At 70.4% G+C, this 24,009-nt stretch carries 26 protein-coding genes and 3 pseudogenes; 13 read left to right on the top strand and 16 right to left on the bottom strand.

Going from position 1 to position 24,009, the window contains the following annotated elements; genetic code table 11:
• Positions 1–6: 6 nt before the first annotated feature.
• Positions 7–1,191, bottom strand: a complete 1,185-nt coding sequence (tuf, locus tag ACZ41I_RS04200; RefSeq protein WP_363217239.1) for an elongation factor Tu — start codon at positions 1,189–1,191, stop codon at positions 7–9.
• A gap of 467 nt (positions 1,192–1,658) precedes the next feature.
• Between tuf and ACZ41I_RS04195 the strand changes: the two genes are divergently transcribed.
• Positions 1,659–2,810, top strand: coding sequence for a glutathione-independent formaldehyde dehydrogenase (locus ACZ41I_RS04195; RefSeq protein WP_363217237.1), 1,152 nt, complete (start codon positions 1,659–1,661; stop codon positions 2,808–2,810).
• Between the two features lie 97 nt (positions 2,811–2,907).
• On the top strand, positions 2,908–3,675 hold the full coding sequence (locus ACZ41I_RS04190; protein WP_399763362.1) for a TVP38/TMEM64 family protein: 768 nt from the start codon (positions 2,908–2,910) through the stop codon (positions 3,673–3,675).
• A 98-nt stretch (positions 3,676–3,773) separates the two neighbouring features.
• Here the strand turns inward: ACZ41I_RS04190 and ACZ41I_RS04185 are convergent, their stop codons facing one another.
• Complete coding sequence (locus ACZ41I_RS04185) at positions 3,774–4,949, bottom strand: thiolase family protein (protein ID WP_399763365.1); 1,176 nt, start codon at positions 4,947–4,949, stop codon at positions 3,774–3,776.
• Positions 4,950–5,087: 138 nt separating this feature from the next.
• On the opposite strand from ACZ41I_RS04185, the gene ACZ41I_RS04180 reads away from it, so the two are divergent.
• Positions 5,088–5,558 (top strand): winged helix-turn-helix transcriptional regulator, encoded by a 471-nt coding sequence (locus ACZ41I_RS04180; RefSeq protein WP_468513108.1) that lies wholly within the window; start codon positions 5,088–5,090, stop codon positions 5,556–5,558.
• Positions 5,559–5,625: 67 nt separating this feature from the next.
• On the opposite strand, the pseudogene ACZ41I_RS04175 reads toward ACZ41I_RS04180, so the two are convergent.
• Both ACZ41I_RS04175 and ACZ41I_RS04170 read right to left on the bottom strand, forming a co-directional pair.
• Positions 5,626–5,706, bottom strand: a pseudogene (locus ACZ41I_RS04175) (cupin); the annotation flags it as partial.
• A 14-nt stretch (positions 5,707–5,720) separates the two neighbouring features.
• Positions 5,721–5,825: pseudogene (locus ACZ41I_RS04170) on the bottom strand (oxidoreductase); the annotation flags it as partial.
• A gap of 3 nt (positions 5,826–5,828) precedes the next feature.
• Here ACZ41I_RS04170 and ACZ41I_RS04165 point away from each other — a divergent pair.
• Positions 5,829–6,233, top strand: a pseudogene (locus ACZ41I_RS04165) (undecaprenyl-diphosphate phosphatase); the annotation flags it as partial.
• A gap of 237 nt (positions 6,234–6,470) precedes the next feature.
• The gene (locus tag ACZ41I_RS04160) at positions 6,471–6,650 is read left to right on the top strand and encodes a hypothetical protein (RefSeq protein WP_363217233.1); all 180 of its coding nucleotides are present in this window, start codon (positions 6,471–6,473) and stop codon (positions 6,648–6,650) included.
• Positions 6,651–6,678: 28 nt separating this feature from the next.
• Here the strand turns inward: ACZ41I_RS04160 and ACZ41I_RS04155 are convergent, their stop codons facing one another.
• Entirely contained in the window at positions 6,679–6,891 is a 213-nt protein-coding gene (locus ACZ41I_RS04155) for a DUF4291 family protein (protein ID WP_468317334.1), read from the bottom strand.
• 126 nt (positions 6,892–7,017) lie between these two features.
• Between ACZ41I_RS04155 and ACZ41I_RS04150 the strand changes: the two genes are divergently transcribed.
• Positions 7,018–8,493: an oxidoreductase gene (locus ACZ41I_RS04150; protein ID WP_468513107.1), complete on the top strand. Its 1,476-nt coding sequence runs from the start codon at positions 7,018–7,020 to the stop codon at positions 8,491–8,493.
• 449 nt (positions 8,494–8,942) lie between these two features.
• On the opposite strand, the gene ACZ41I_RS04145 is transcribed toward ACZ41I_RS04150, so the two are convergent.
• On the bottom strand, positions 8,943–9,524 hold the full coding sequence (locus ACZ41I_RS04145) for a hypothetical protein (RefSeq protein ID WP_468513106.1): 582 nt from the start codon (positions 9,522–9,524) through the stop codon (positions 8,943–8,945).
• 387 nt (positions 9,525–9,911) lie between these two features.
• On the opposite strand from ACZ41I_RS04145, the gene ACZ41I_RS04140 reads away from it, so the two are divergent.
• Positions 9,912–10,220, top strand: coding sequence for a hypothetical protein (locus ACZ41I_RS04140; protein WP_468513105.1), 309 nt, complete (start codon positions 9,912–9,914; stop codon positions 10,218–10,220).
• Positions 10,221–10,323: 103 nt separating this feature from the next.
• Here the strand turns inward: ACZ41I_RS04140 and ACZ41I_RS04135 are convergent, their stop codons facing one another.
• On the bottom strand, positions 10,324–10,785 hold the full coding sequence (locus tag ACZ41I_RS04135; protein ID WP_363217230.1) for a hypothetical protein: 462 nt from the start codon (positions 10,783–10,785) through the stop codon (positions 10,324–10,326).
• 322 nt (positions 10,786–11,107) lie between these two features.
• Between ACZ41I_RS04135 and ACZ41I_RS04130 the strand changes: the two genes are divergently transcribed.
• Both ACZ41I_RS04130 and lnt read left to right on the top strand, forming a co-directional pair.
• On the top strand, positions 11,108–11,575 hold the full coding sequence (locus ACZ41I_RS04130) for a nuclear transport factor 2 family protein (protein WP_468317328.1): 468 nt from the start codon (positions 11,108–11,110) through the stop codon (positions 11,573–11,575).
• A gap of 156 nt (positions 11,576–11,731) precedes the next feature.
• Positions 11,732–13,306 (top strand): apolipoprotein N-acyltransferase, encoded by a 1,575-nt coding sequence (gene lnt, locus ACZ41I_RS04125; protein WP_468513104.1) that lies wholly within the window; start codon positions 11,732–11,734, stop codon positions 13,304–13,306.
• On the opposite strand, the gene ACZ41I_RS04120 is transcribed toward lnt, so the two are convergent.
• Both ACZ41I_RS04120 and ACZ41I_RS04115 read right to left on the bottom strand, forming a co-directional pair.
• On the bottom strand, positions 13,224–14,135 hold the full coding sequence (locus ACZ41I_RS04120) for a Gfo/Idh/MocA family protein (RefSeq protein ID WP_363217227.1): 912 nt from the start codon (positions 14,133–14,135) through the stop codon (positions 13,224–13,226). The genes lnt and ACZ41I_RS04120 overlap by 83 nt on opposite strands.
• Before the next feature lie 10 nt (positions 14,136–14,145).
• Entirely contained in the window at positions 14,146–15,315 is a 1,170-nt protein-coding gene (locus ACZ41I_RS04115) for an FAD-dependent monooxygenase (protein ID WP_468513103.1), read from the bottom strand.
• An 81-nt stretch (positions 15,316–15,396) separates the two neighbouring features.
• Between ACZ41I_RS04115 and ACZ41I_RS04110 the strand changes: the two genes are divergently transcribed.
• From ACZ41I_RS04110 to ACZ41I_RS04100, 3 genes are all read left to right on the top strand, one after another.
• A complete protein-coding gene (locus ACZ41I_RS04110; RefSeq protein ID WP_468513102.1) occupies positions 15,397–15,987 on the top strand; it encodes a TetR/AcrR family transcriptional regulator in 591 nt (196 codons plus the stop codon).
• Positions 15,988–16,028: 41 nt separating this feature from the next.
• Positions 16,029–16,541, top strand: coding sequence for a DinB family protein (locus tag ACZ41I_RS04105; RefSeq protein ID WP_468317322.1), 513 nt, complete (start codon positions 16,029–16,031; stop codon positions 16,539–16,541).
• A gap of 115 nt (positions 16,542–16,656) precedes the next feature.
• Positions 16,657–17,133, top strand: a complete 477-nt coding sequence (locus ACZ41I_RS04100) for a hypothetical protein (RefSeq protein ID WP_468513101.1) — start codon at positions 16,657–16,659, stop codon at positions 17,131–17,133.
• Between the two features lie 37 nt (positions 17,134–17,170).
• On the opposite strand, the gene ACZ41I_RS04095 is transcribed toward ACZ41I_RS04100, so the two are convergent.
• The 7 genes from ACZ41I_RS04095 to ACZ41I_RS04065 form a co-directional block, all read right to left on the bottom strand.
• Positions 17,171–17,626: a hypothetical protein gene (locus ACZ41I_RS04095; RefSeq protein ID WP_363217221.1), complete on the bottom strand. Its 456-nt coding sequence runs from the start codon at positions 17,624–17,626 to the stop codon at positions 17,171–17,173.
• A 151-nt stretch (positions 17,627–17,777) separates the two neighbouring features.
• On the bottom strand, positions 17,778–18,461 hold the full coding sequence (locus tag ACZ41I_RS04090; protein WP_468513100.1) for a uracil-DNA glycosylase: 684 nt from the start codon (positions 18,459–18,461) through the stop codon (positions 17,778–17,780).
• 106 nt (positions 18,462–18,567) lie between these two features.
• Positions 18,568–20,145 carry an ABC transporter substrate-binding protein gene (locus ACZ41I_RS04085; RefSeq protein WP_468513099.1) on the bottom strand — a complete coding sequence of 526 codons (1,578 nt, stop codon included), beginning with the start codon at positions 20,143–20,145 and terminating at the stop codon, positions 18,568–18,570.
• 187 nt (positions 20,146–20,332) lie between these two features.
• Positions 20,333–21,097, bottom strand: coding sequence for an SDR family oxidoreductase (locus ACZ41I_RS04080; protein WP_363217217.1), 765 nt, complete (start codon positions 21,095–21,097; stop codon positions 20,333–20,335).
• A 13-nt stretch (positions 21,098–21,110) separates the two neighbouring features.
• Positions 21,111–21,872, bottom strand: a complete 762-nt coding sequence (gene fabG, locus ACZ41I_RS04075; RefSeq protein WP_363217216.1) for a 3-oxoacyl-ACP reductase FabG — start codon at positions 21,870–21,872, stop codon at positions 21,111–21,113.
• A 147-nt stretch (positions 21,873–22,019) separates the two neighbouring features.
• Positions 22,020–22,448, bottom strand: a complete 429-nt coding sequence (locus tag ACZ41I_RS04070) for a DUF3037 domain-containing protein (RefSeq protein WP_399763570.1) — start codon at positions 22,446–22,448, stop codon at positions 22,020–22,022.
• A gap of 17 nt (positions 22,449–22,465) precedes the next feature.
• Positions 22,466–23,230, bottom strand: coding sequence for a HipA family kinase (locus tag ACZ41I_RS04065; RefSeq protein WP_363217215.1), 765 nt, complete (start codon positions 23,228–23,230; stop codon positions 22,466–22,468).
• A 180-nt stretch (positions 23,231–23,410) separates the two neighbouring features.
• Here ACZ41I_RS04065 and ACZ41I_RS04060 point away from each other — a divergent pair, with 180 nt between their 5' ends.
• Positions 23,411–23,908 carry a Rieske (2Fe-2S) protein gene (locus ACZ41I_RS04060; protein WP_468513098.1) on the top strand — a complete coding sequence of 166 codons (498 nt, stop codon included), beginning with the start codon at positions 23,411–23,413 and terminating at the stop codon, positions 23,906–23,908.
• The last annotated feature ends 101 nt before the right edge of the window (positions 23,909–24,009 follow it).

Below are 24,009 nucleotides of genomic sequence, written 5' to 3'. Positions count from 1 at the left end.
GCGCTCCTACGGACCGACGGAGTCGACCGTGCCCGCACCCACCGTCCGGCCGCCCTCACGGATGGCGAACCCGAGTCCCGGCTCCAGCGGCACCTCCCGCCCCAGCTCGACGGTCATGGTCACCGTCTCCCCGGGCCGGGCGACCCCCGCCTCTCCGAGGTCGACGTCCCCGACCACATCCGCCGTACGGATGTAGAACTGCGGCCGGTACCCGCTCGCGACCGGCGTCGTACGGCCCCCCTCGCGCCCCGACAGCAGATACACCCGTGCGGAGAACCGCCGGGCCGGCACCACACTCCCCGGTGCCGCCACGACCTGCCCGCGTCGCACGGCGTCCCTGGGCACCCCTCGCAGCAACACCGCGACGTTGTCCCCGGCCTGCGCCTCCTGCATCGGCTTGCCGAAGGTCTCGATGCCGGTGACCACGGTCTCCAGCTCGGCGCCCAGCACGGACACCCGGTCCCCCAGGCGGAGCGTCCCCCGCTCCACCGCGCCCGTGACGACGGTGCCCCGTCCGGTGATGGTGAGCACGTTCTCCACCGGCAGCAGGAACGGCGCGTCCAGGTACCGCTCCGGCATCGGCACGTACGTGTCCACCGCGTCGAGCAGCGCCTCGACGGACGCCGTCCAGCGCGGGTCGCCCTCCAGCGCCCTGAGGCCCGAGACCCGTACGACGGGCAGGGAGTCACCGGGGTAGCCGTGGGCCGTGAGCAGGTCGCGGACCTCCAGTTCGACCAGGTCGATGAGTTCCTCGTCGTCCGTGCCGTCGGCCTTGTTGAGCGCGACGACGACGTGGTCGACGCCCACCTGCCGGGCGAGCAGCACGTGCTCTGCGGTCTGCGGCATGATCCCGTCGAGCGCGGAGACGACGAGGATCGCTCCGTCGAGCTGCGCGGCTCCGGTGACCATGTTCTTGACGTAGTCGGCGTGGCCGGGCATGTCGACGTGGGCGTAGTGCCGGGTGTCGGTCTCGTACTCGACGTGCGCGATGTTGATGGTGATGCCGCGGGCGGCCTCCTCCGGGGCCCGGTCGATGCGGTCGAACGAAACGTACTGGGTGCTGCTGTCGGGGCCGCGCTCGGCGAGGACCTTGGTGATGGCGGCGGTCAGGGTGGTCTTGCCGTGGTCGACGTGCCCCATGGTGCCGATGTTCAGGTGCGGCTTGGTGCGCACGTAGGCCGTTTTGGACATGGCTGTACCTCGAAGCCTCTGCTGGTCGTGAGGGAATGCGGGACCCCGGGGGACGGGCCGACCCTCCCCCTGCGGGGTCCGCCGGACGTTCCGGGGAGGGTCAGCTTCGGGCGCCGTCGACAGCGGCCGCGAGGATCGGGACGGCAGCCTTCGGCGCATCCGCGACGGCGGATGCTGCGAGGAGGAAGGCGTACCGGAACATGCCGTCGATCATCGTCGACGGCATATCCGGCGTCGAATGGTTTTTGCCCCGCGGGACCGCGCACCGCGGCGCGGCGCCCCTCCCGGCGCGGGTTGCACCCCGTGCCGCGCGGGCGTTCCCTGGAAGTACCGGCGGTGAAGCGGGCACATGGGGTCATGGCACAGTCCGAGGGCCCGCGCCCCCGGGTGCTCCCCGCGCGTGCGTCCCCTCGGCCACGGCCCCTCCTCTCCGCCGTCGTCCAGCGCTCGACGCGGAGGTGACAGAGGTGAAAGCGGTCGTCTACGAAGAGCCCTTCAGTGTGGCGGTGAAGGACGTCCAGGACCCTCAGATCCAGCATCCCAACGATGTGCTCGTACGGGTCACCTCGACCGCCATATGCGGCTCGGACCTGCACATGTACGAGGGCCGCACGGCGGCCGAGTCGGGCATCGTCTTCGGACACGAGAACCTCGGCATCATCGAGGAGGTCGGCAGCGGCGTGACCTCCCTGTCCGAGGGTGATCGCGTCGTGATGCCCTTCAACGTCGCCTGCGGATTCTGCAAGAACTGTCTCGCCGGAAGGACCGGCTTCTGCCTGACGGTCAACCCGGGATTCGCCGGCGGGGCCTACGGCTATGTGGCGATGGGCCCGTTCATCGGCGGCCAGGCCGAGCTGCTGCGGGTGCCGTACGCAGACTTCAACTGCCTGAAGCTGCCGCCGGGCGAGGAGTTCGAGACGGATTTCGTACTGCTCGCCGACATCTTCCCGACCGGCTACCACGGTTGCGAGCTCGCCCAGGTCTCCCCCGGTGAGAGCGTGGCCGTCTACGGCGCCGGACCGGTGGGCCTGATGGCCGCCTACTCGGCGCTGCTGCGCGGTGCGGCGAAGGTCTTCTCGGTCGACCGGGTGCCCGAGCGGCTCGCCAAGGCGGAGGAGATCGGGGCCATCCCCATCGACTTCACCAAGGGCGACCCGGCGGAACAGATCAAGGAACAGACCGGAGGTGAGGGAACCGACAAGGGCGTCGACGCCGTCGGCTACCAGGCCCAGGCACACGACGCCAGCCACGAGGAACCCGCCATCGTCCTCAACGAGCTGGTGCAGACGGTACGGCCGACGGGCATGCTCGGCGTACCGGGTCTGTACGTGCCCTCGGACCCCGGCGGCCCCGACGAGCACGCCAAGCACGGCCAGCTGCTGGTCTCCATCGGCAAGATGTTCGAGAAGGGCCAGCAGATGGGCACCGGTCAGTGCAACGTCAAGCGGTACAACCGCCAGCTGCGCGACCTGATCATCGCCGGGCGCGCCAAGCCCAGTTTCGTGGTCTCCCACGAGCTGCCGCTGGACCAGGCGCCCCAGGCGTACGAGAAGTTCGACAAGCGGATCGAGGGCTACACCAAGGTGGTACTCCACCCGGGCCACGCGCTCGCCGCGTGAGGCATGAGCGGCGGGTCCGGGTGCCCGAGGCGCCCGGACCCGCTTCGCTGCGACGACTTCACGCCGATCACACACGCTCTTCGGTTAATGTCACCGGATGCTCGATGCCAACCGCTCTGGCACCGCCACGGCCTCTCCCCGGGTCGGCCCCACGGAGCTCGCCGTTCCCCTGCCGCCCCCGCTCCGCATCGGGTTCGCCGGGCGTTGCGCGCGGGCGCTGGGGCATCCGCATGCCCGGCTGTCGCTGCTGATCGCCCTGCTCGCCGGTGCCGCCGGGTGCGTGCTGGCCTTCGAGCCGCAGCGGCTGCTGACACACGGCTGGCCACCGCAGCTCGGCGGGGCAGCGGCGGCCGTGGTGTTCGCCGGGGCGTACGGGCTGTGCACCGTGGCGTTCGTACCGCGGCCCTTGCTCAACCTCGCGGCGGGCGCGCTGTTCGGCTCACAGCTGGGGACGTCCACGGCACTGGCGGGCACGGTGCTCGGGGCGGGTGCGGCGTTCGGGCTGGGCCGGGTGCTCGGGCAGGACGCGCTGCGCCCGCTGTTGCGGGGCCGCTGGCTGAAGGCGGCCGACGGACAGCTGAGCCGGCACGGGTTCCGGTCCATGCTGGTGGCCCGGCTGTTCCCGGGCGTGCCGTTCTGGGCGGCGAACTACTGCGCCGCCGTCTCCAGGATGCGCTGGTGGCCGTTTCTGCTGGCCACGGCCGTCGGTTCGGTCCCGAACACCGCCGCCTACGCGGTGGCCGGCGCCCGCGCCTCGGCACCGACGTCTCCCGCTTTCCTGATCGCGATGGCCTGTATCGCCGCACCGGCGCTGGCGGGCTCGGTGGTCGCCTGGCGCAAGCGGCATCATCTGCGCTCACGGTAGGCGCCTGAAGGGACGCCGGGCTGAGTGTGATATGCGGCTACCGCCGCGCGGGAGCGCCCAGCCACGACGCCGCGGTCGACCGCCGGCACAAAGCGGCACTACCCGCGAACGGCTTCCAGCACCATCGCGTTGGCCAGTCCGCCCGCCTCGCACATGGTCTGCAGGCCGAAGCGGGCGCCGCGCTCCCGCATCGCGTGGACCAGGGTGGTGGTCAGCCGGGTGCCGCTGGCGCCGAGCGGGTGGCCGAGGGCGATGGCACCGCCGTGCACATTGACCTTGGCCAGGTCGGCGCCGGTCTCCTGCTGCCAGGCCAGGACCACGCTGGAGAACGCCTCGTTCACCTCGAAGAGGTCGATGTCGTCCAGCCGCAGTCCGGCCCGGTGCAGCACCTTCTCGGTGGCGGGGATGACCCCGGTGAGCATCAGCAGCGGGTCGGAGCCGGTGACGGCGAAGCTGTGCAGGCGGGCGAGCGGGCGCAGGCCCAGGCGGGCGGCGGTGTCGCTGGAGGTGATCAGCACGGCGGAGGCACCGTCGTTGACGGGGCTGGCGTTGCCCGCGGTGACGTTCCACTCGATCTGCGGGAAGCGCTCGGCGAAGCCGGGGTCGTAGTAGGCGGGCCTGAGGCCGGCGAGGATCTCCGGGGTGCTGTCGGGCCGTACGCATTCGTCGCGGGCGACGCCGTCCAGCGGCGCCACCTCGGCGTCGAAGAGACCGGCCTGCCACGCGGCGGCGGCCTTGCGGTGCGAGGAGACCGCGAACTCGTCCATGCTCGCGCGTGTGAGGGACCACTTGGCGGCGATCAGCTCGGCGCTGATGCCCTGCGGGACCAGGCCCTCCGGGTAGCGCTCGGCGACGCCCGGGCCGAAGGGGTCCTTGTCGGCGGGCACGTTGGACCACATCGGCACCCGGCTCATCGACTCCGCACCACAGGCGATGACGAGGTCGTACGCGCCGGAGATCACGCCCTGCGCGGCGAAGTGCACGGCCTGCTGGGAGGAGCCGCACTGGCGATCCACCGTGGTCGCCGGGACCGTCTCGGGGAAGCCGGCGGCGAGGACGGCGTACCGGGTGGTGTTCATCGCCTGCTCGCCGACCTGGTCGACGGTGCCGCCGATGACGTCGTCGATCAGTGCCGGGTCGACACCGGAGCGCTCGACCAGGGTGCGCAGGGTGTGGGCGAGCAGCTGGACGGGGTGGACGTGGGCGAGGGAGCCGTTCGGCTTGCCCTTGCCGATGGGGGTGCGTACGGCTTCGACGATCACTGCGTCGCGCATGGCGGGGGGCCTCCTTGGCCGCCTGGCTGTCCGTGGCGAGCCGGTCGGCGGGCCACGGCAGCTACCAGTGAGTAGGAAATCCAAACTCACCATAGCTCGATGAGTTGGAAAATCAAACCCTCATCTAGACTGGTCCCCATGGCCGCCACGAAAGACCCGCGCCCCTGCTCCATCGCCGACGCCCTCGCGCTGGTCGGCGAGAAGCACTCCCTGCTCGTCCTGCGCGAGGTGTGCCTGGGCAACGGCCGCTTCGACCAGCTCGTGCGCAACATCGGCGCCCCCCGCGACATCCTGGCCGCCCGGCTGCGCCGGCTCGTGGACGCCGGGATCCTCACCAAACGCGTCTACAGCGAGCGCCCGCAGCGCTTCGAGTACCGGGCCACACCGGCGGGGCTGGAGCTGGAGCCGGTCCTGATGACGCTCAAGGAGTGGGGCGACCGCCATCTCCGCAAGGGCACCGACCTGCCCATGGCCGTCGAGCACATCTGCGGCAACGAACTGGTCCCGGTCGTCACCTGCCGCGCCTGCGGCGACGAGGTACGCCATGAGGACCTCACGGCCCACCCGCAGGCACCGGGGTGGACGCTCACCGGTCCCACGGCGGCGTAACGCTCCGCCGGGTGGAGCCGCTGCAGGCCGTCGATCGTCTGCAGCGCCGTTGCGGCCGGCCGTACTCGACCAGCCGATGGACCGTGCCCGGTGTGAACCAGGCGACCGTGCCGGGCGTGAGCGGGGTGACCTCGTGGCCCGACGCGGAGCCCGCCCGGCCGTTCCGCCCGCGCCGGAGTGGTCGTTCTCCGGGGCGTGGGCGAAGACGAGCGTGGCGTGGCCGTCATTGCCGTCGTGCTCACCGGAGTACGCGAGCCACGGTGCCTGCGCCTGGGCGTCAAGGACGGCCTGGTCTACGGCCTGTGCCAGGCCTGCGCGCTCATCCCCGGCGTCTCCCGCTCCGGCGCGACCATCAGCGGCGGCCTGTTCATGGGCTACCAGCGGGAGGCCGCGGCACGCTACTCCTTCCTGCTCGCCATCCCGGCCGTACTCGCCTCGGGCGCCTTCGAGGTGAAGGACTCGGTGAGCGAGGGTCAGGTGGGCTGGGGCCCGACCCTGTTCGCGACGGTCGTCGCGTTCGCCTCGGGATACGCGGCGATCGCATGGTTCATGAAGTGGATCTCCCACAAGAGCTTCATGCCGTTCGTCTGGTACCGCGTGGCCCTCGGGACCGTCATCATCGCCCGGGTCTCGGCGGGCGCGCTGAGCCCGCACGCGGCGGAGTCGGCGGGCTGAGCGGCAGGTGCCGCTGTTTCGGACATCTCCCGGCCCCGGGACGAACTCGACCCGTCCGCCCGCCTGGCCGGGCACTTCACCGCCACTGCGCCTTCTTCCATGCGGCATCCCGGCGAGGCATATGCCCGGTGGTCTGGAGCGACTCGTCGCGCGGCACCGGGCGGCGGTGACCAACCCCATACCTTCCCCGTAGCCGGGCGGTAGCGCAGTGTCAGTGCTTGCCCCTAGGCTGTCCGCATGTCCCCCGATTCCCTGCCCTCTGGTTCCGTGCGCCCTGCCGCCGAGGTGAACGAGCAGATCCGGGCGCTGTGGCTGCGTGCGGGCGGCACCCTGTCGGCCCAGGAACGCGCGGAGTACGAGCTGTTGGTGGTCGAGTGGGCCGAGGCGATCCGCGGCGAGATCATCGAGGCGGCCTGACGCGCGCCGCGCGCCGGTCCCCCGGGGCCTACGCCCGCAGATGCGCGAGCGCCTCGTCCGTGATCGGATACGGCCGCTCCAGGGGCAACGGCCCGCTCGCCCGGCCCGGTTCACCGGCCCGCACCAGTCCGTGGACCTCGGCGGCCAGCGGGGTCACGTCCTCGCTGCCCACGATCCACTCGTCGGCGTACCGTGCCGCCGCCTCCCTCGCGAGGGCGAGCTGCAACGGCCGGCGGGGCAACGGATGGTGGTGCAGATCGCGCTCGTAGGTCCCCCTGCACGCGGGCCGGCGACTGCCGCAACTGCCGCTTCCAGGACGCCTGGCCCTCGCCCCAGCCGCAGCGGTCACAGCCGATAGCCTTCCCACGTGCATTCGTATGAGGAACTCAGTGCGGCAGAGCGCGAGTTGTGGGACGCCTACCCCACTGGTCGTCCGGTGGACCTCCGCACGGGTGAACCGGAGGACGACCCGGAAGGCGGGAACGGCTGGGGTCCCGACCGGACGATCCGTGCCACGGTCGTCGCCGCTCTGCTGCGAGGTGCACATCCTGGGCAACCGGGTACGGCGCCGGCGTTGCGCCTCATGGGCGCGCGCATCAGTGGAGCTCTTGATCTGGACAACACCGAGATCGGGCATGGGCTGTGGTTCGAGGAGTGCTGGTTCGAGCACGGCGTGAGTTTCCACGGGGCCTCGACCCGTTCGATCTCGCTGAAGGGCAGCCGTGTCCCCGGAATCGACTTGACGACGGCCCGCGTCGAGGGCCGTTTGTCACTGAGAAACACGGTCGTGCACGGCGCGTTGTCACTCCTGAACACTCGGGTATCCGGTGAGTTGATTCTCAGTGGAGCGACCCTCGACCAGCCTGACGACTGGGCGATGTTCGCCGGCGGCCTTGTCGTGGAAGGGGCACTCTTCTGCCGACGAGCCACTGTGTACGGGGGAATGCGGCTCCTCGGTGCGCGGTTGCCCGGTGGCCTCCACATGGAGCGAGCGCGGATTCACCGTCCTGGCGGCGTCGCACTCATCGCTGACAATGCCACGTTGACGACGCTGGCGTTGTCGGAGGGATTCACGGTCCATGGGGCGATAAGCCTGCGGGGCACGCACATATCGGACCAGCTCACCCTTGACGGTGCCGTCCTCGACTCCGCCGGCAGCACGCTGGACTGCACGCAGATGCGCGCGGGAGTCTTTGTATACACCCCGGCCGAGGCACCGTCCGGCCTGATCGACCTGCGCGGAGCCCAGGTTCTGACCATCCGCGACCGACCGGATGCCTGGCCGGGGACTGTGCGGCTGCAAGGGCTCACCTACGGCGCCCTGATCCAAGAGGATGGCGCCCGGCCGAGCTCCGTCAAGGACAGAGTGGCCTGGATACACCGGGATCCCGGTTACGCCTCGCAGCCGTACGAGCAACTGGCGAGCTGGTATCGACGAATCGGCCATGACGACGACGCTCGACGCGTGCTGCTTGCCAGGCAACGGCACCGCAGGAGGACCCTGAGCCGGCCGGCACGCATATGGGGCCACCTGCTGGACGCCACCGTCGGATACGGGTACCGGCCCTGGCTCGCCGGCGTATGGCTTGCGGCGCTGGCCGTGTTCGGGACCGTGGCCTTCAGCGCGGGCACACCGCTACCCACTCAACAAGGTCGGACACCCCCGTTTCACGCCCTCGTCTACACCCTTGACCTCTTGGTCCCGGTCGGGGGGCTCGGCCAGCGCGGCGCCTGGTACTGGACAGGGGCGACAGCGTGGCTGGCCTACGCCTTCATCGCAGCCGGATGGCTGTTGACAACGGCTGTCCTCGCCGGAGTGTCGCGAACGTTGAACAAGAACTGATCACGTGTCCGAGGCCGTGGAGGGGCTGGACGCATCCATGCGTCCAGCAGCGTGATCAGCGGACCGTTGTCGGGCTGGGCCTCCGGATGCCACGCCGTCATCAGGTCGTCCAGGGCATGCGCGTAGTACCTGATGGCGGCCGTTGTGCCACGCCTGGTGCAAGACCGCCCTTGCCCCATCCGGCTTCGTGGCGTGAGGGAGGTGCCCCATGACCCGGGGGGACCTCAGCGGAGATGTCGCGGCGCAGGTCTCTCAGCACCAGACGGAGGGTGCAGCGGTGCGGGTCACCGCTGCGGTTGGATGCGAATTCCGGCGCACGTATCAAGGCGTGGACAGCGTTCACTTGACCGTGGCGCTCAACCGAACGCGCAGAGCTCCTCACGTCAAGCCCCACGCGCCACCCCGCAGCGGGCGTCACGGGCGCGCGCAAACGACCTGAGCCCGGTTGGTCAGGCTTGGGCGCCGGTACTGCCGCCGTGGCCGGCCCCGCGAGTCCAGAGGGACAGATCGCTGCTCGTCGCCACGGCGAGGGTCTGCCCGGAGGGGGAGAACCCAGCGGCGCGGAGCTCGGAGTAGTGGGAGTGGAAGATGTGCCACCACCCCTCCCCGTAGGGACCGGAGTGCGGCAATCCGCCGTCGCGGGAGAGCAGGACACGCTCGTTCGGCCAGGCCGGGGCAACGACCTCCAGCTTCCAACCGTCTCCGCTGGTGGTGTGAAGTCCTCCTCCGAAGAGCCCGGCGATGCGCACCCTGCTCCCGGCGATCGGTCCCAGCCCAGGACACAACAGAGCGGGATCCGCGTCGCGGCTGTCGTCCTCGGAGTCAGGGTCACGATCCCGCGCGATCTTCTCTCCCGTGATGGCGTCGAAGAGACCGTGACCGTCGTTGGAGACCACCATCACCAAGTCCTGACCGGTGCCGGGGTGCGAGGCGAAACCGATCCCCAGGAGCCCGCCGACCGGGGCGTACGCGATGCGCTGCCAGGGCTCGGGCGCCGGTACTACCGGGGCCGCGAGGACCCTTTGCCTCATCGCCTGCTGGTACGGGGAAAGACCCGGCCCAAGACCTGGCTGCTCGACCGCAGGTTCGTTCTTCGTCCACTTCGACACGCAGCCATGATCCATACTTCTGAGGCTTCACCCAACCGAGTTGATGTTTTACCGACGTTGTCCCGCCACGTGCGCCCGCTGTTTTCATGCCCTTGCCGCCAAAGCCCGACGACAAAGACAAGAAGCGCAACACGCGCGTGCCCTTCAGCGACAGGCTGCCCAGAGCCACCGCGAGTACAGACAGGCAGAGGCACTACGCCGTACTGAGGAACTGGACGCACAGGTCGCGGCGCTGCAAGGCCTCCTCGCCATGGGGTGTCGGGCTCCGGCGTTCGGGGCTTCCTCTCTCATGCGCTCCGAGGAGATCGAATGGTTACCCACTCGTCCTTCCTCGACCTCCACTTGGCGCAGGTGGACGCCTGCAGTTGTCTGGCTGATGCGCTGAGTGGGCAGCTGTCGGCTCGTCCCGACCAGCTCACGCCTGTACGGCCGAGTCGACGACCCCAGGAGGTCGGGAATCGTGTTGCCACCCACGACAGCGATGAGGAGCCCGACCTGTACGCCATGGATCCGATCGCCTTCGAGAATCTCGTTACCGATCTCTTCCGGGCGATGGGGGTGATCACCGTGCAGGTGAAGCGCTACCCGCAACACGGTGCCGTCCACCACTGTGCGTGACTGAGTCGCACACCTTAGCCAACGGCAAGCTTCCGAAACGGAATGGGCCCGATTGCTCGGAGACACTCAGGGTGCCCTGAGTCAAGACTGAAACCGAGACCCGCTAGAAGGCATTGACGCTGTCAATGAGGAGACTCTTGTTCGCCTCGTTGACATAGACCTCGATGCGAATCGTCTTGCTTGCCGTCGGGTTGGGAAAATCGAGAGTGGAAGTGACAAGAGTCCACTCGTTCCCCGCGACGAACGCAGCCGACATGGGCCGGTCAGGATCGGTGTCGAGTTGCCATATGGCAAGCGCCCCCGAGACGGGACCGTCGAGACCGGCGCGGACCCAGGCAAACGCAGAGATGCTCGTCAGCCCCTGAGGCGTGATCACATCCTGCCCGATGGAGCCGCTCGCAACCGAGGACCGCAGTGTCAGGAAGATGTTTCCAGACTTGGCGCTGACCCCTTGCACAGGATCGAAGCCGAGGGTAGTGGCGTTCGCGAAATTAATGCGCGCCCAATGATCTTCCTTACCCTCAAAGCTCGGGTTTATCAAAAAAGACACTTCCACCTCCTCCATTCGCGTATCGAGTGGGAAACGTATCGCGGTTCACATGCCCTGGCAAGACCACAAAGAGCGTATTCGAGATTGCCACGGCCCTCGCAAACAACTTTTCTCCGATTCACCACCCAATATCTCTCGACCCTGTTCGTGTCACTCATGGCCCAGCAGGACAAGTATTGGTCGTCGACGATCTGCAACCACTCTTCGTGATCGCGGATGGACGTTCATGGCAACAGGTTCGGGGGTCGGGCCCACCAGGCACCACCGAATGTCCCCGCACCACAGCTTGTCCGGCGCGCCTCTTGGCTGCGCGCCCGCCATGCCCAACACTGTGCCGATGACGCAGCGCGCGGAGCTCGCGACCGTGATGGACCGGCTGGCCGTGGACGAGCTGATCACCGCGTACGCGGTGGCGGTGGACGACGGCGACTGGATGGCGTACCGAGGGCTGTTCACGGCGGACGGGCGGGCCGACTACCGTTCGGCCGGCGGCATCGAGGGCGGTGCGGGTCAGGTCGCCGGATGGCTCGCCGAGAGCATGGCACTGTTCGCCATGCGCCAGCATCTGATCGTCAACCGCCAGGTGCGGTTCGGCGTCCTGGACCACGACACGGGCGACACGGCCGCAGTACGGGCCGACTACGTGAACCCGATGCGGTTCAGGGCCGACGGCAGCCCCGACCTGGTGTGCGGCGGCCGCTACGCCTTCGCACTGCTCCGCACAGCAGAGGGCTGGCGGCTGCGCGAGGTGATCGTCCAGGAAAGGTGGCGGCGCCTCCAGGCCGAGGGCACGGCGACCCCCTAGGGGGTGTCGTTTGGATCATCCCGGCGTCGACACCCCCTGGCCGACCACGGCCCGCACACGCCCGACGACCGCCCGAACCGAGCTGAGCAGCACACCGCTTCACCGCCCCGGAAAGGATCGCGCACACTGGAGTAAGCGCTGGGTAGGGAGGGTCACATGAGGACGATCAACCACTGGCTGACCTCCCCCTGGCGTCGTTCCTGCGCCGCCGCCCTCGCAGGTGCCCTGCCCGTGCTCGCGTTCCCCGCGCCGTCACTGTGGTGGTTCGCGTACGTCGCCCTGGTCCCCTGGATCCTGCTGGCCCGCTCGGCCCCGACCGGCCGGCGGGCGGCGTACGACGGCTGGAGCGGCGGCTTCGGCTACCTGCTGGCCGTGCACCACTGGCTGCTGCCGAGCCTGCACGTGTTCATCTTCCTGATCGCCGCCCTGCTGGGCGCGCTGTGGGCGCCCTGGGGCCTGCTGGTGCGCCGTTTCCTCGGCGGGCGGCCCGCGCCGGGCCGGGGCGCCGCCGCGCTGCTGGTGCTGCCGTCCGCCTGGCTGATGGTGGAGCTGCTGCGGTCCTGGCAGGGGCTCGGCGGGCCGTGGGGCATGCTCGGCGCCAGCCAGTGGCAGGTGTCGCCCGCGCTGCGGCTGGCCTCCCTGGGCGGTGTGTGGCTGCTCAGCTTCCTGATCGTGGCCGTGAACGTGGCGGCGGCCGTGCTGATGTCGGTGCGGGAGTCCCGGGTGCCGGCCGTGGCCTCGCTGGTCGCCACCGCCGCCGCGGCCTCGGTGGCGTGGGCGTGGGCGCCGCGCCCGCAGACCGACGGTCAGGTCCGGATCGCCGTCGTGCAGCCGGGAGTCGTGGACGGGCAGGACAGCGGCGACCGGCGTTTCGACCGGGAGGAACAGCTGACCAGGCAGCTCACCGGGCAGGGCGTCGACCTGGTGGTGTGGGGCGAGTCCAGCGTGGGATTCGACCTGGACGACCGTCCCGACCTGGCCCGGCGGATCGCCGCGCTGTCCCGTCGGACCGGCGCCGATGTGCTGGTGAACGTGGACGCACGCCGCTCCGACCGGCCCGGCATCTACAAGAGTTCGGTGCTGGTCGGCCCGGACGGCCCGACCGGCGAGCGGTACGACAAGATGCGGCTCGTCCCCTTCGGCGAGTACATACCCGCCCGCTCGCTGCTCGGCTGGGCCACCTCGGTCGGCAAGGCGGCCGGCGAGGACCGCAGGCGCGGCACCGAGCAGGTCGTGATGAACGTCGGGCACGGGCTGCGGATCGGCCCACTGGTCTGCTTCGAGACCGCGTTCCCCGACATGAGCCGGCATCTCGCGCAGGACGGCGCCGACGTCCTGCTCGGCCAGTCCGCCACCTCCACCTTCCAGGGCAGCTGGGCACCGGAGCAGCATGCCTCGCTGGCCGCGCTGCGGGCCGCCGAGACCGGCCGACCGATGGTGCACGCGACCCTCACCGGCGTCTCGGCGGTGTACGGGCCGGGCGGGCAGCGGCTCGGGCCGTGGCTCGGCACGGACGCGAGCGCCGTGCACGTGTACGACGTACCGCTCGCGCACGGTGTCACGCCGTACGTCCGCTACGGTGACTGGCCCGGGTACGGCGCGCTGCTGGTGCTGGCCGTGCTGTGCGCCGCGGAGGGGGGGCGGACGGTCAGGCTGCGGCGAAGCGGTCCTGAACCGCTCGTACCACCCGCTCGCACAGCTCATGGGTCGCCAGCGCGTCCCGGGCGCTGAGCAGCTTGCCGGCGCGCACGGCGTCGAGGAAGACGAGGACCGCCTGTTCGATGCCGCGCTGCCGGGCCACCGGCACCCAGTCACCGCGGCGGCGTACGGTCGGCTGGCCCTTGTGGTCGATCACCTCGGCGAGGTTGAGCACCTGCCGTTTGGTGTCCTGCCCGGAGACCTCCAGGATCTCCTCCGTGGAGCCGCTGAGCCGGTTCATCACGCCGAGCGCGGTGAAGCCGGCGCCGCCGAGCTGGAGCACCACATGGTGCAGCAGCCCGTTCTGGACGCGGGCGTGCACGGTGACGTCGTCCACCGGGCCGGGCACCAGGAAGCGCAGGGTGTCGACGACGTGGATGAAGTCGTCCAGGATCATCGAGCGCGGTTCCTCGGGCAGCCCGATGCGGTTCTTCTGCAGGAGGATCAGCTCGCGCGGGTGCTCCAGGCACTGGGTGTACCCGGGCGCGTACCGGCGGTTGAAGCCGACGAAGAGGGACACCCCGCGCTGCTCGGCGAGCGCCACCAGCCGCTCGGATTCGGCGAGTTCGTAGGCGAGTGGCTTGTCCACGTATGTCGGTACGCCCGCCTGGAGCAGCCGGGTGACGATCTCGGGGTGGACCGCGGTCGGCGCGTGTACGAAGGCCGCGTCGAGGCCGGCGGCGAGCAGGGAGTCGAGCGTGGTGTGCCGCCGGTCGGCCGGCAGGTGCAGGGTGTCCGCGACCCGGTCCAGGGTGGCGGGCGTCCGCGTCTGCAGGTGCAGTTCGATCCCCGGCTGGGTGCCCAGCACCGGCAGATACGCCTTCTGTGCGATGTCCCCCAGTCCGATGCAGCCGACCTTCACGTGCTCTCCCCTACCGCTTGTCTGCCTCCCCGGCAGCATACGGGGGCCGCCAGTCGGCGATGCCGTCGAAGCCGCGCAGGAAGAGCGCGGGACCGGCCTTCGACAGGGCCGCGATCACGGTGTCGCGCACGGCGACGGCGACGGGGTGGCCGGCCATGTTCACGCGGGCGACCTTGACGGCCTGGCGGGCGATGGCGGTGGTGCGCGGGAGGCGGGAGGCGGTGTAGGTGGCGAGGTCGCCCGAGTGGTGGCCGAGCACCACGGCGTCCTCGATGGCCTGGTTGCCGCCCTGACCGAGGGTCGGCGGCATGGCGTGGGCGGCGTCACCGAGCAGGGCGACCCTGCCGGAGTGGTAGGCGGGCAGGGGCGTGGCGAGGTGGTGGACGTCGTGCCGGAGCACGTCCTCGGGGCGTGCGGCGGCGAGGACGGCGGGAATGGGCTCGTGCCAGTCGCCGAAGAGGCGCAGCAGCTCGGCCTTCTCGCCGTCCGGGGCCCGCCCGCCGGCCGGGGTCATGGCCGCCGCGTAGGCGTAGACCCGGCCGTCCTTGACCGGGTGGGTGCCCCAGATGCGGCCGCGGCCCCAGGTCTCGTGCGAGGCGAACGCGACCCCGGGCACCGGGATCAGCACCCGCCAGGTGGTGAACCCGGCGTACACCGGGCCGGGGTGTGCCGGGAACAGGGCGCTGCGCACCCGGGAGTCGATGCCGTCCGCGCCGACGACGAGCTCGGCCTCGAATTCGTCGCCGCCCGTGATGACCCGCGCGGGCCGCCGGCTGTCGCCGGGGTCGGCGAGAGTGGCGGCCGCCCCGGTCCGGACGGCATCGGGCGGGAGCAGGGCGGCGAGGCGGTCGACCAGGGTGGCGCGGGGCAGGAGCACCAGCGGGCCGCCGAAGCGCGCGGCAGCGGCTTCGGCGTTGGACCGGGACAGCCAGCGCCCGCCCGGGGTGCGCAGGCCGCCGTCACCCTGCCAGGCGGCGAGGTCACGGATCTCTCCTCCGATGCCGAGCACGTCCAGGGCACGCAGGGCGTTCGGGGCGAGGGAGAGGGCCGCGCCGACCGGTTCCAGGGTGCGGGCGCGCTCCAGCACAGTCACGTCCCAGCCCCTGCGATGCAGGGTCGCCGCCGCGGCCAGCCCCCCGATACCGCCGCCGATGACGATCGCGCGTCCCGACTGAGCCATGGTTCCTCCCGATCCCGAGGGACTACATCTGTAGTGAGGACGACTCTACTACAGGCGTAGTGAGGCCGATAGGCTCACCTCATGTCAGTAAGCACCCCCAGCGCCTCCCGTGCCGACCTCGTCGCCGACGCTGCGCTCACCCTGCTCGCCGAACGCGGGATGCGCGGGCTGACGCACCGCGCCGTCGACGAGGCGGCCGGCCTGCCGCTGGGCTCCACCTCGAACCTGGCGCGCACCCGCCAGGCGCTGCTGGAACTGGCGGTACGACGGCACGCCGAGCGTGAGGCCCGGGTGCTGGACGCGGCGGAGACGCCGGATCCCAGCGGCGGAGCCGACGCGCTGGCCGACGGGCTGGCCCTCGCCGTGCACCGCTCCCTGACCCAGGGGCGCGAGCTGCTGATCGCCCGCTACGAACTCGCCCTGGAGGCCACCCGCCGCCCCGAACTGCGTGCCTTCTACGACCGGACCGGTGCTGTCTTCAAGGAACAGCTGGCCGCGATGCTCACCGCTGCGGGCTCGCCGGACCCGGCCCGCCATGTGCTGTCCCTGGTCGCGTGGGCGGACGGGCTGATGTTCTCGTGCGTGGCGGGGTCGTTCAGCGCGCAGGTGCCGGGCCTGGAGGAGATCCGCAGAGGCCTGCGGGAACTGCTCACGGGGCTGCTGGGCCGGTAAACGCCTGGTGGGGCCGCATGATCTTCGGTGAAGATGCGGGCATGACGACCGAACGCCGAGAGCCCGCCCTGAACGCCGGTGAACGCGAGATGCTGGAGGGCTGGCTGGACTACCACCGCCGGACACTGGCCTGGAAGTGCGAGGGACTGAGCGACGAACAGTTGCGGACGGCGTCCGTGCCGCCCTCCGCACTGTCCCTCATGGGGCTGGTGCGGCACATGGCGGAGGTGGAACGGGGCTGGTTCCGCAAGGTGCTGGTGGGCGACGACCTGGGGCCGATCTACTACAACGACGAGGACCGGGACGGCGAGTTCCATCTCACCGAGGCCGACACCTGGCAGGAGGCGTACACGACCTGGCAGGCGGAGATCGACATCGCCCGGCGGAACGCGGCCGGTTTCGAGCTCGACGACCTGTCCAGGGGACGGAGCAGGTTCAGCGATGAGCCGTTCAGCCTGCGCTGGATCTACACGCACATGATCGAGGAGTACGCCCGGCACAACGGCCACGCCGATCTGCTCCGTGAGCGGATCGACGGCGTCACCGGCGACTGAACGTCACCTTCGGTACGCCGGAATCCCCCGCACGGGGCACGAGATCACCCGTGCGGGGGCATCGGCATCGGCTCCCTGCTGCCAAGCCGGGGGCCGACCCAGCAGAGTTGCGCGGGTGCATCGAACGACGACCACCGCAGTGCTCCTGGCCACCGTGGCCGTCTCGGCCCTCTCCGGCTGTGTGACGGTACAGCGCCCGGCGCCCCCCGCGCCGCCCCGCAACACGGCGCCCTCACTGCCGACGGCGCCCCGGCCGGACGGCAGCGCGGAGCCCCGCGTGGTGCAGGCACCGGCCCAGGAGGCCCTGGAGATGACCGGCCCGTCCCGCCATCCGACGCATCCGGTGCCGCCGTCCCCGCACCGGCCGGTCGCGGCACCCCCGCTGCCGCCTCCTCGGCCCCGGGCCGCCCCTCCTGCTCCGCCACGCCAACGCACCCGCCCGGAGCACCACCGGCGCGCGCACCCCGGCACGCCAGGTCCGGCCCACCCGGTTCCCGCGACTCCGGATGTGTGCGCCCTCGGCAGGAAGTACGGCGGCTGGCGCACCGACAGCCCTGAGTCGGTGATCTGCGACCGGACATACGGCCACTGAGGCGCCACGAGGGGGCGCGGGGGGGGCGACGGGCGGCTCAGACGCCCCCGCCCAGCCGCAGCTCCAGCCGCCCGATGGCCGCCCGCACACCATCGCCGTATCCGTCCTCGCCCAGCGCGCCGGCGGCCTCGCGCGCCCGGCGCAAATGGCTGCGGGCGGCGTCATCACGGCCCAGCTCCACATAGTCGGCGGCAAGATTGAGATGCAGGGAGGGGAGAAAGCCCCGCACGCTCAGCGGAGCGCCCCGCTCCTCCGCCGCCGACAACGCCCTGAGGTCCCAGGCGAGTTCGTCCTCCGGGTCGTCCTGGGTGTCCGCGAGATAGTGGGCGAGGGTGCAGCGGTGCAGCGGGTCGCCGGCCTCGCCGATCTCCGCCCAGAGGTCCAGGAAGCGGCTGCGGGCCTCCTCGCGGTCGCCGCCGTGGTGGAGCATCACGACCTGCCCGATCCGCGTCAGCATGGGGTCCAGTGCCGCTTGCTCCTGCCGCTCCGTCACCGCGTCCTCCGGGCCGTCGTCGGTTGTCCGCTCCCGACGCTAACCGGCGCTGCGAGTTTTGCAGGTCAGGCAGCGCCGTTGCGCTGTGGGTCGGTGGCCGGCCGCGGGTGCGCACAGGACGCCGGCAACCGCCCCCGTCCCCTCGCGGCTGTCAGGCCAGGTTCGGGATGCGCCAGTCGATCGGCTCGTGCCCCTGCAGGGCGATCGCCTCATTGATCTGGGTGAACGGGCGGGATCCGAAGAACTTCTTCGCGGACAGCGGTGAGGGGTGCGCTCCCTTGACCGCCACATGCCGGGTCTCGTCGATCAGCGGCAGCTTCTTCTGCGCGTAGTTGCCCCACAGGACGAAGACGGCCGGGTCGGGCCGGGAGGCGACGGCGCGGATCACCGCGTCGGTGAACTTCTCCCAGCCCTTGCCCTTGTGCGAGTTCGCCTCGCCGCCCCGGACCGTGAGGACCGCGTTGAGCAGCAGCACGCCCTGTCGGGCCCACGGCATCAGATAGCCGTTGTCCGGGACCGGCAGGCCCAGCTCCTCCTTCATCTCCTTGTAGATGTTGCGGAGCGAGGGCGGGGTCTTCACCCCGGGACGGACCGAGAAGCACAGGCCGTGGCCCTGGCCCTCGCCGTGGTACGGGTCCTGGCCGAGGACGAGGACCTTCACCTGCTCGTACGGCGTCGCATCCAGCGCGGCGAAGACCTCCTCGCGCGGCGGATAGACGGGGCCCTTCGCCCGCTCCTCCTCGACGAACTCGGTCAGCTCCTTGAAGTAGGGCTGCTGCAGCTCGTCGCCCAGAACCCCGCGCCAGGACTCGGGCAGCATGGCGATGTCGGTCACGTCAACGTCCTCACGATGTCGATCGATTACGGCCTGCGGTCACTTCCGTTCTCAGAACCTACAGGCGACCACTGACAATCGGTGCCGTGAGGGCCGTTCCCCGTACTCACCAGCTGGTCTTGCGGTGCAGCGTCCACATCATCATGATCGTCGACGGGTCGAGGGCCTGCTCGCCGCCGGCGATGTCGTCGCTTGCCGCGATGAACTGCCTGCCCTGCCACAGCGGGATCAGCCGGGCGTCGTCCACCATGATCTGCTGCGCCTGTTCCATGTCCTTGACCGTCTGGGCCCGGTCGCTCTCCGCGCGCGAGTGGGGCAGCAGCCGGGCGGTGATCTCCTTGGACGGGTAGGGCGTACCGAGCGCGTTGTGCTCGCCGACGAACGGGGCGATGAAGTTGTCCGCGTCGGGGAAGTCCGGGAACCAGCCGCGGCCGAACACCGGGTAGTCGCCGCTCTGGTAGCCGACCACGTAGGTCTTCCAGGGGCGGCTCTTGAGCGTGATGGTGAACAGGCCGGAGGCCTCCAGCTGCCGCTTCAGCTCCTGGAACATCAGTGCCGTCTCTGAGCCGTAGCGGTCGGTGGTGTACCAGAGGGTGAGCGGGACGCGCTGGTGGATGCCCGCGTCGGAGAGGATCTTGCGAGCTTTGGGGACGCTCGGGTCGCCGTAGTCGTCGAAGAAGCCGGTGGCGTGTCCGGTGAGGCCCTTGGGGACCATCGAGTACAGCGGGTCGACCGTGTCCTTGTAGACCTTGTGCGCGATGGCGCCCCGGTCGATGATCTGGGCGACGGCCTTGCGTACGGCGGGCTCCTTGGCCCAGGGGTCCTTGGGGTTGAACACCAGGTAGCTGATGTCCGTGCCGGCGCCGTCGACCAGCTGGAGCGCGCTGTCGTCGTGCTGCTGGAGGGCGAGGATGTCGTTGGCGGCGAGACCTCGGTAGGTCAAATCGATCTGCTTGTCACGCAGCGCCTTGACCATGCCGGCCGAGTCCTGGAAGTAGCGGATGGTCACCGCGTCGTTCTGCAGCTTGGCGAAGCCCTGGTAGTTCCCGTTGCGCACCAGGACGGCCTGGTGGTCGTCCTCGTACGACTGGAGCTCGTACGGTCCGGAGCCGTACACCTTGTCGTCCTTGCGCAGGGAGCGCGCGGGGTAGTCGTCCGGGTCGACGATCGACATGGCGGGGGTGGCCAGCACGAAGGGGAAGGTGGCGTCGGGCTGGTTGAGGTGGAAGACGATGTCGCGGTCGCCGAGCGCCTGTACCCGGTCCAGGCTGCCGAGGAGTCCGGCCGGGCCGCCGGGGGCGTTGATCGTGCGGATGCGGTCGATGGAGTACTTGACGGCCTGGGCGTTCAGCGGGTCGCCGTCGGCGAACTTCATGCCCTCGCGCAGCGTGCAGCGGTAGGTGCGGCTGGTGGCGTCGGTGAAGGAGCAGCGCTGGGCGGCGTCGGGCTGGGGGGTGGTGGCACCGTTGGGATAGGCGAGCAGTGTCTGGAAGATGTTCCGGTACAGCTCCCAGGAGCCGTCCCAGGCACCGGCCGGGTCCAGCGTGCTGGGGGCGCTGGTGGTGCCCACGACGATCGGCCCCTTGCCGTCACTGTCACCGTCGGACAGCAGACCGCAGCCGGCCACCAGGGATATGGACGCGATCGCCGCGACTTTCCGCAGGAATCGGTTCCGGTTGAACACGCGCACGCTCCTCGATCTGCCATACCAAGGGTCGGCAGACCATACCGCAGCGTTCGGCCCCGTGAACCTCCCCGGAAACAGGACATCTTGATCGACTTCTGCATGACGACGTTGTCAGTCCGCTTTGCGGACTCGCCGGGGTGTCCCGGGCGCCGATCTGTCCGAAAATCGACGCCCGGGAGGTGGCTCACACCCCGGCGTTCAGGAACATGCCGCCGTCCACAACGAGCGTCTGACCGGTGATCCAGTCGGACTGCTCGGAGGTGAGGAAGGCTGCGGCGCCGCCGATGTCGGAGGGCACGCCGAGCCGGCCGAGCGGGTAGCCGGCGGCCGCCTCCTCCTCTCGGTTCTCGTACAGGGCCTGCGCGAACTTGGTCTTGACCACGGCCGGGGCGATCGCGTTGACCCGCACCTTCGGCGCGAACTCATGCGCCAGCTGCTGGGTCAGGTTGATCATCGCGGCCTTGCTGACGCCGTAGGCGCCGATGAACGGCGAGGGCGCGAGGCCCGCGATCGAGGCGATGTTGACGATCGCGCCGCCGTTGTCCTTCTGCCAGGCGTGCCAGGTCTTCTGGGCGAAGCCGAGCGCGGAGATCACATTGGTCTCGAAGACCTTGCGGGCCACGTCCAGGTCGAGGTCGGCGATCGGGCCGAAGACCGGGTTGGTGCCCGCGTTGTTGACCAGGAAGTCCAGGCGGCCGAAGGCCTCCATGGTGCGCTCGACGGCCTCGGCCTGGTGGGCGAGGTCGTGGGCCTTGCCGGGGACGGCGATGACCCGGTCCGAGCCGAGCCTCTCGACGGCCTCCTTCAGGGCGTCCTCGCCCCGGCCGGTGATGCACACGCGGTCGCCGCGGGCGACGAGGGCCTCGGCGACACCGTAGCCGATGCCGCGGCTGGCGCCGGTGACGAGGGCGACCTTGCCCGACAGCTCGGGCAGTTCAGCGGAAGTCATGTACCCGTTTCCCTTAGTTGAGCGGTCCGCCGGCGACGTACAGCACCTGACCGGAGACAAAACCGGCCGCCTCGCCGGTGAAGAAGGCGATGGCGTTGGCGATGTCCTCGGGCTCGCCGACGCGCTGCACCGGGATCTGGGTGGCGGCGGCCTTCTTGAAGTCCTCGAAGTCCATCTTGACGCGGTCGGCGGTGGCCTTGGTCATCTCGGTGGCGATGAAGCCCGGGGCGACGGCGTTGGCGGTGATGCCGAACTTGCCCAGCTCGATGGCGAGGGTCTTGGTGAAGCCCTGCAGGCCGGCCTTGGCGGCGGAGTAGTTGACCTGGCCGCGGTTGCCGAGCGCCGAGGAGGAGGAGAGGTTGACGATCCGGCCGAAGCCCGCCTCGACCATGTGCTTCTGGAGAGCCTTGGTCATCAGGAAGGAGCCGCGCAGGTGGACGTTCATGACGGTGTCCCAGTCGGAGACACTCATCTTGAACAGCAGGTTGTCACGCAGGACGCCCGCGTTGTTGACCAGGATCGTCGGCGCGCCGAGTTCCTCGACGATCCGGGCTACGGCCGCCTCGACCTGCGCCTCGTCGGAGACGTCCGCGCCGACCGCGATCGCCCTGCCGCCGGCGGCGGTGATCTTCTCGACGGTGTCCTTGCAGGCGGCCTCGTCGAGGTCGATCACGGCGACGGCGCGGCCCTCGGCGGCCAGCCGTACCGCGGTGGCGGCGCCGATGCCGCGCGCCGCGCCGGTGACTACCGCGACCCGCTGTTCAGTGGTGGACATTGCTGCTTCTCCTCGCCCTTGAGAGAACCTGTCAGGCCCTTCGGGGGACCTCGTGGTGCGGTGAGCGACCGCTTAGTACCTTCAGCACAGGTGACGCTAGAAGCCCTGGCACCCGGTGTCAACGGCCCACTCGGCCGTTGTGATCCATTACCTCACCAGGAGGTCCAGCAGGCGCTCGGTCTCGGCGGCCGGGTCGGCGGTGAGCCCGGTGTGCACGGGACCGGGCTGTACGACGGTGGAACGGGGCGCGATCAGCCAGCGAAAGCGCCGCCCGGCGTCGTCCCGGGCGGCCTGCCCCGCCTCCTCACCGCCCGCGCAGTGGCGCTCGACCGCATCGAGCGCCGCCCGGATGCCTGCCACGTCGGCCCGCGGGTCGAGCGCGAGCAGCCGGGCCTCGTCCAGATGGGTACGAGCACCGACGTAGGCCTGCGCGCGGCTGTAGACGATCACGCCCGCGTTGATGCACTCGCCGCGCTCCACGCGCGGTACGACCCGCAGCAGGGCGTACTCGAACACGTCCCGGTCGCCGCCCTGGCCCGCCCGGGTGATGTGCCGTTCGGTGACATGGCCGGCCATGTGGATGTGGGTGTCGCTCACTTGGTCCCCTCGATGCCGCTGATGCGTTCGTGGACGGCCTGCGCCCGCGCGAGCAGCGGCCCGGCGTAGGCCCGCCGCAGCTCGTCCGGGGTGTCGAAGCCCGGCTCGTCGGTGAGCCAGGTGTCCGGGATCTCGGCGGTGACCTCGGCCAGGAGGTCCTCGGTGACCCGGGGTGCCAGCTCCGCGGCGGCGGCGGTGACGTCCGGGGCGAAGCGGGCGAGGGCGTGGTCACCGGCGTCGTAGGGGCGCGCCGCGGAGGCCTCGGCGGAGGGCCAGTTGTGGTGCCAGATCATCGTCGCGCCGTGGTCGATGAGCCACAGCTCGCCGCTGTGCACGAGAAGGTTGGGGTTGCGCCAGGAGCGGTCCACGTTGTTGATCAGCGCGTCGAACCAGACGATCCGGCCCGCTTCCTCGGAGCTCACCGGGAAGGCGAGCGGATCGTAGCCGAGGGCACCGGAGAGGAAGTCCATGCCGAGGTTGGTGCCGCCGCTGGACCTGAGCAGCTCCTGCACCTGCTGCTCGGGCTCGCCGAGTCCGAGCACCGGGTCCAGCCGGACGGTGACCAGACGCGGCATCCGGAATCCGAGGCGGCGGGCGAGTTCGCCGCACACCACCTCGGCGACCAGTGTCTTGCGGCCCTGTCCGGCACCGGTGAACTTCAGGACGTAGGTCCCGAAGTCGTCGGCCTCGACGAGCCCCGGCAGCGAGCCCCCCTCACGCAACGGCGTGATGTAGCGGGTCGCGGTGACTTCCTTGAGCATCGCCCCAGGTTACTGGGATCGCCGCAGGTTGCCGGGATGGGACCGACAGCAGATCCACAGCTGTGGCTCATGGCCGTCTCATGCCGGACGGCAAGGATCTGGGTGCCCGTCTGAACGGGTGGCGCCCGAGCGCCGTACCCCTGGACGGATCACGAGAAGCTCCGCGGAAGGGAACGCCACATGACCAGCGCATCGCCCCAGCCGGCCACCGGACCCGCCCGTCGTACCGTCGTGGCGGCGGCCGGTGCGGCGGGGCTCGCCGCCGCGCTGACCGCCTGCGGTTCGGGCGACAACTCGTCGGACACGACCGGCACCGGCTCCGGTTCCTCCGGCACGGCAGGTACGACCGGCTCCACCGGAGCCTCGCAGACCAGCGGCGGCTCCGCCGGCGGCACCGCGCTCGCCAAGACCTCGGACATCCCGGAGGGCGGCGGCAAGGTCTTCAAGGACCAGGGAGTCGTGGTCACCCAGCCGGCGGCGGGCCAGTACAAGGCGTTCTCGTCCAAGTGCACCCACCAGGGGTGTGCCGTGGGCAGCGTGGCGAACGGCGTGATCGTGTGCCCGTGCCACAACAGTCATTTCTCCGCCGAGGACGGCAGTGTGAAGCAGGGTCCCGCGACCAAGCCGCTGCCCGCCGCCAAGATCACGGTCTCCGGCGACGAGATCAAGCTGGCCTGAGCCCTCCTGGGGGGTGGGGGGGGGGGGGGGGGGGGGGGGGGGGGGGGGGGGGGGGGGGGGGGGGGGGGGGGGAGGAGGAGGGGGGGGGGAGATGACGAGAA

The sequence above is a fragment of the Streptomyces sp. NPDC030799 genome (genome assembly GCF_055572255.1).
The sequence above is the reverse complement of the archived record's forward strand: the minus strand, read 5'-3'. Positions and strand labels throughout refer to the sequence as shown.

What these genes read in the sequence shown, in the direction of transcription:
- tuf (WP_363217239.1), bottom strand. Translation starts at nt 1,191, where the DNA reads ATGTCCAAAACGGCCTACGTGCGCACCAAGCCGCACCTGAACATCGGC.
- ACZ41I_RS04190 (WP_399763362.1), top strand. Translation starts at nt 2,908, where the DNA reads ATGCTCGATGCCAACCGCTCTGGCACCGCCACGGCCTCTCCCCGGGTC.
- ACZ41I_RS04185 (WP_399763365.1), bottom strand. Translation starts at nt 4,949, where the DNA reads ATGCGCGACGCAGTGATCGTCGAAGCCGTACGCACCCCCATCGGCAAG.
- ACZ41I_RS04180 (WP_468513108.1), top strand. Translation starts at nt 5,088, where the DNA reads ATGGCCGCCACGAAAGACCCGCGCCCCTGCTCCATCGCCGACGCCCTC.
- ACZ41I_RS04160 (WP_363217233.1), top strand. Translation starts at nt 6,471, where the DNA reads ATGTCCCCCGATTCCCTGCCCTCTGGTTCCGTGCGCCCTGCCGCCGAG.
- ACZ41I_RS04145 (WP_468513106.1), bottom strand. Translation starts at nt 9,524, where the DNA reads ATGAGGCAAAGGGTCCTCGCGGCCCCGGTAGTACCGGCGCCCGAGCCC.
- ACZ41I_RS04140 (WP_468513105.1), top strand. Translation starts at nt 9,912, where the DNA reads ATGGTTACCCACTCGTCCTTCCTCGACCTCCACTTGGCGCAGGTGGAC.
- ACZ41I_RS04135 (WP_363217230.1), bottom strand. Translation starts at nt 10,785, where the DNA reads ATGGAGGAGGTGGAAGTGTCTTTTTTGATAAACCCGAGCTTTGAGGGT.
- ACZ41I_RS04130 (WP_468317328.1), top strand. Translation starts at nt 11,108, where the DNA reads ATGACGCAGCGCGCGGAGCTCGCGACCGTGATGGACCGGCTGGCCGTG.
- lnt (WP_468513104.1), top strand. Translation starts at nt 11,732, where the DNA reads ATGAGGACGATCAACCACTGGCTGACCTCCCCCTGGCGTCGTTCCTGC.
- ACZ41I_RS04115 (WP_468513103.1), bottom strand. Translation starts at nt 15,315, where the DNA reads ATGGCTCAGTCGGGACGCGCGATCGTCATCGGCGGCGGTATCGGGGGG.
- ACZ41I_RS04110 (WP_468513102.1), top strand. Translation starts at nt 15,397, where the DNA reads ATGTCAGTAAGCACCCCCAGCGCCTCCCGTGCCGACCTCGTCGCCGAC.
- ACZ41I_RS04105 (WP_468317322.1), top strand. Translation starts at nt 16,029, where the DNA reads ATGACGACCGAACGCCGAGAGCCCGCCCTGAACGCCGGTGAACGCGAG.
- ACZ41I_RS04080 (WP_363217217.1), bottom strand. Translation starts at nt 21,097, where the DNA reads ATGACTTCCGCTGAACTGCCCGAGCTGTCGGGCAAGGTCGCCCTCGTC.
- fabG (WP_363217216.1), bottom strand. Translation starts at nt 21,872, where the DNA reads ATGTCCACCACTGAACAGCGGGTCGCGGTAGTCACCGGCGCGGCGCGC.
- ACZ41I_RS04070 (WP_399763570.1), bottom strand. Translation starts at nt 22,448, where the DNA reads ATGGCCGGCCATGTCACCGAACGGCACATCACCCGGGCGGGCCAGGGC.
- ACZ41I_RS04065 (WP_363217215.1), bottom strand. Translation starts at nt 23,230, where the DNA reads ATGCTCAAGGAAGTCACCGCGACCCGCTACATCACGCCGTTGCGTGAG.
- ACZ41I_RS04060 (WP_468513098.1), top strand. Translation starts at nt 23,411, where the DNA reads ATGACCAGCGCATCGCCCCAGCCGGCCACCGGACCCGCCCGTCGTACC.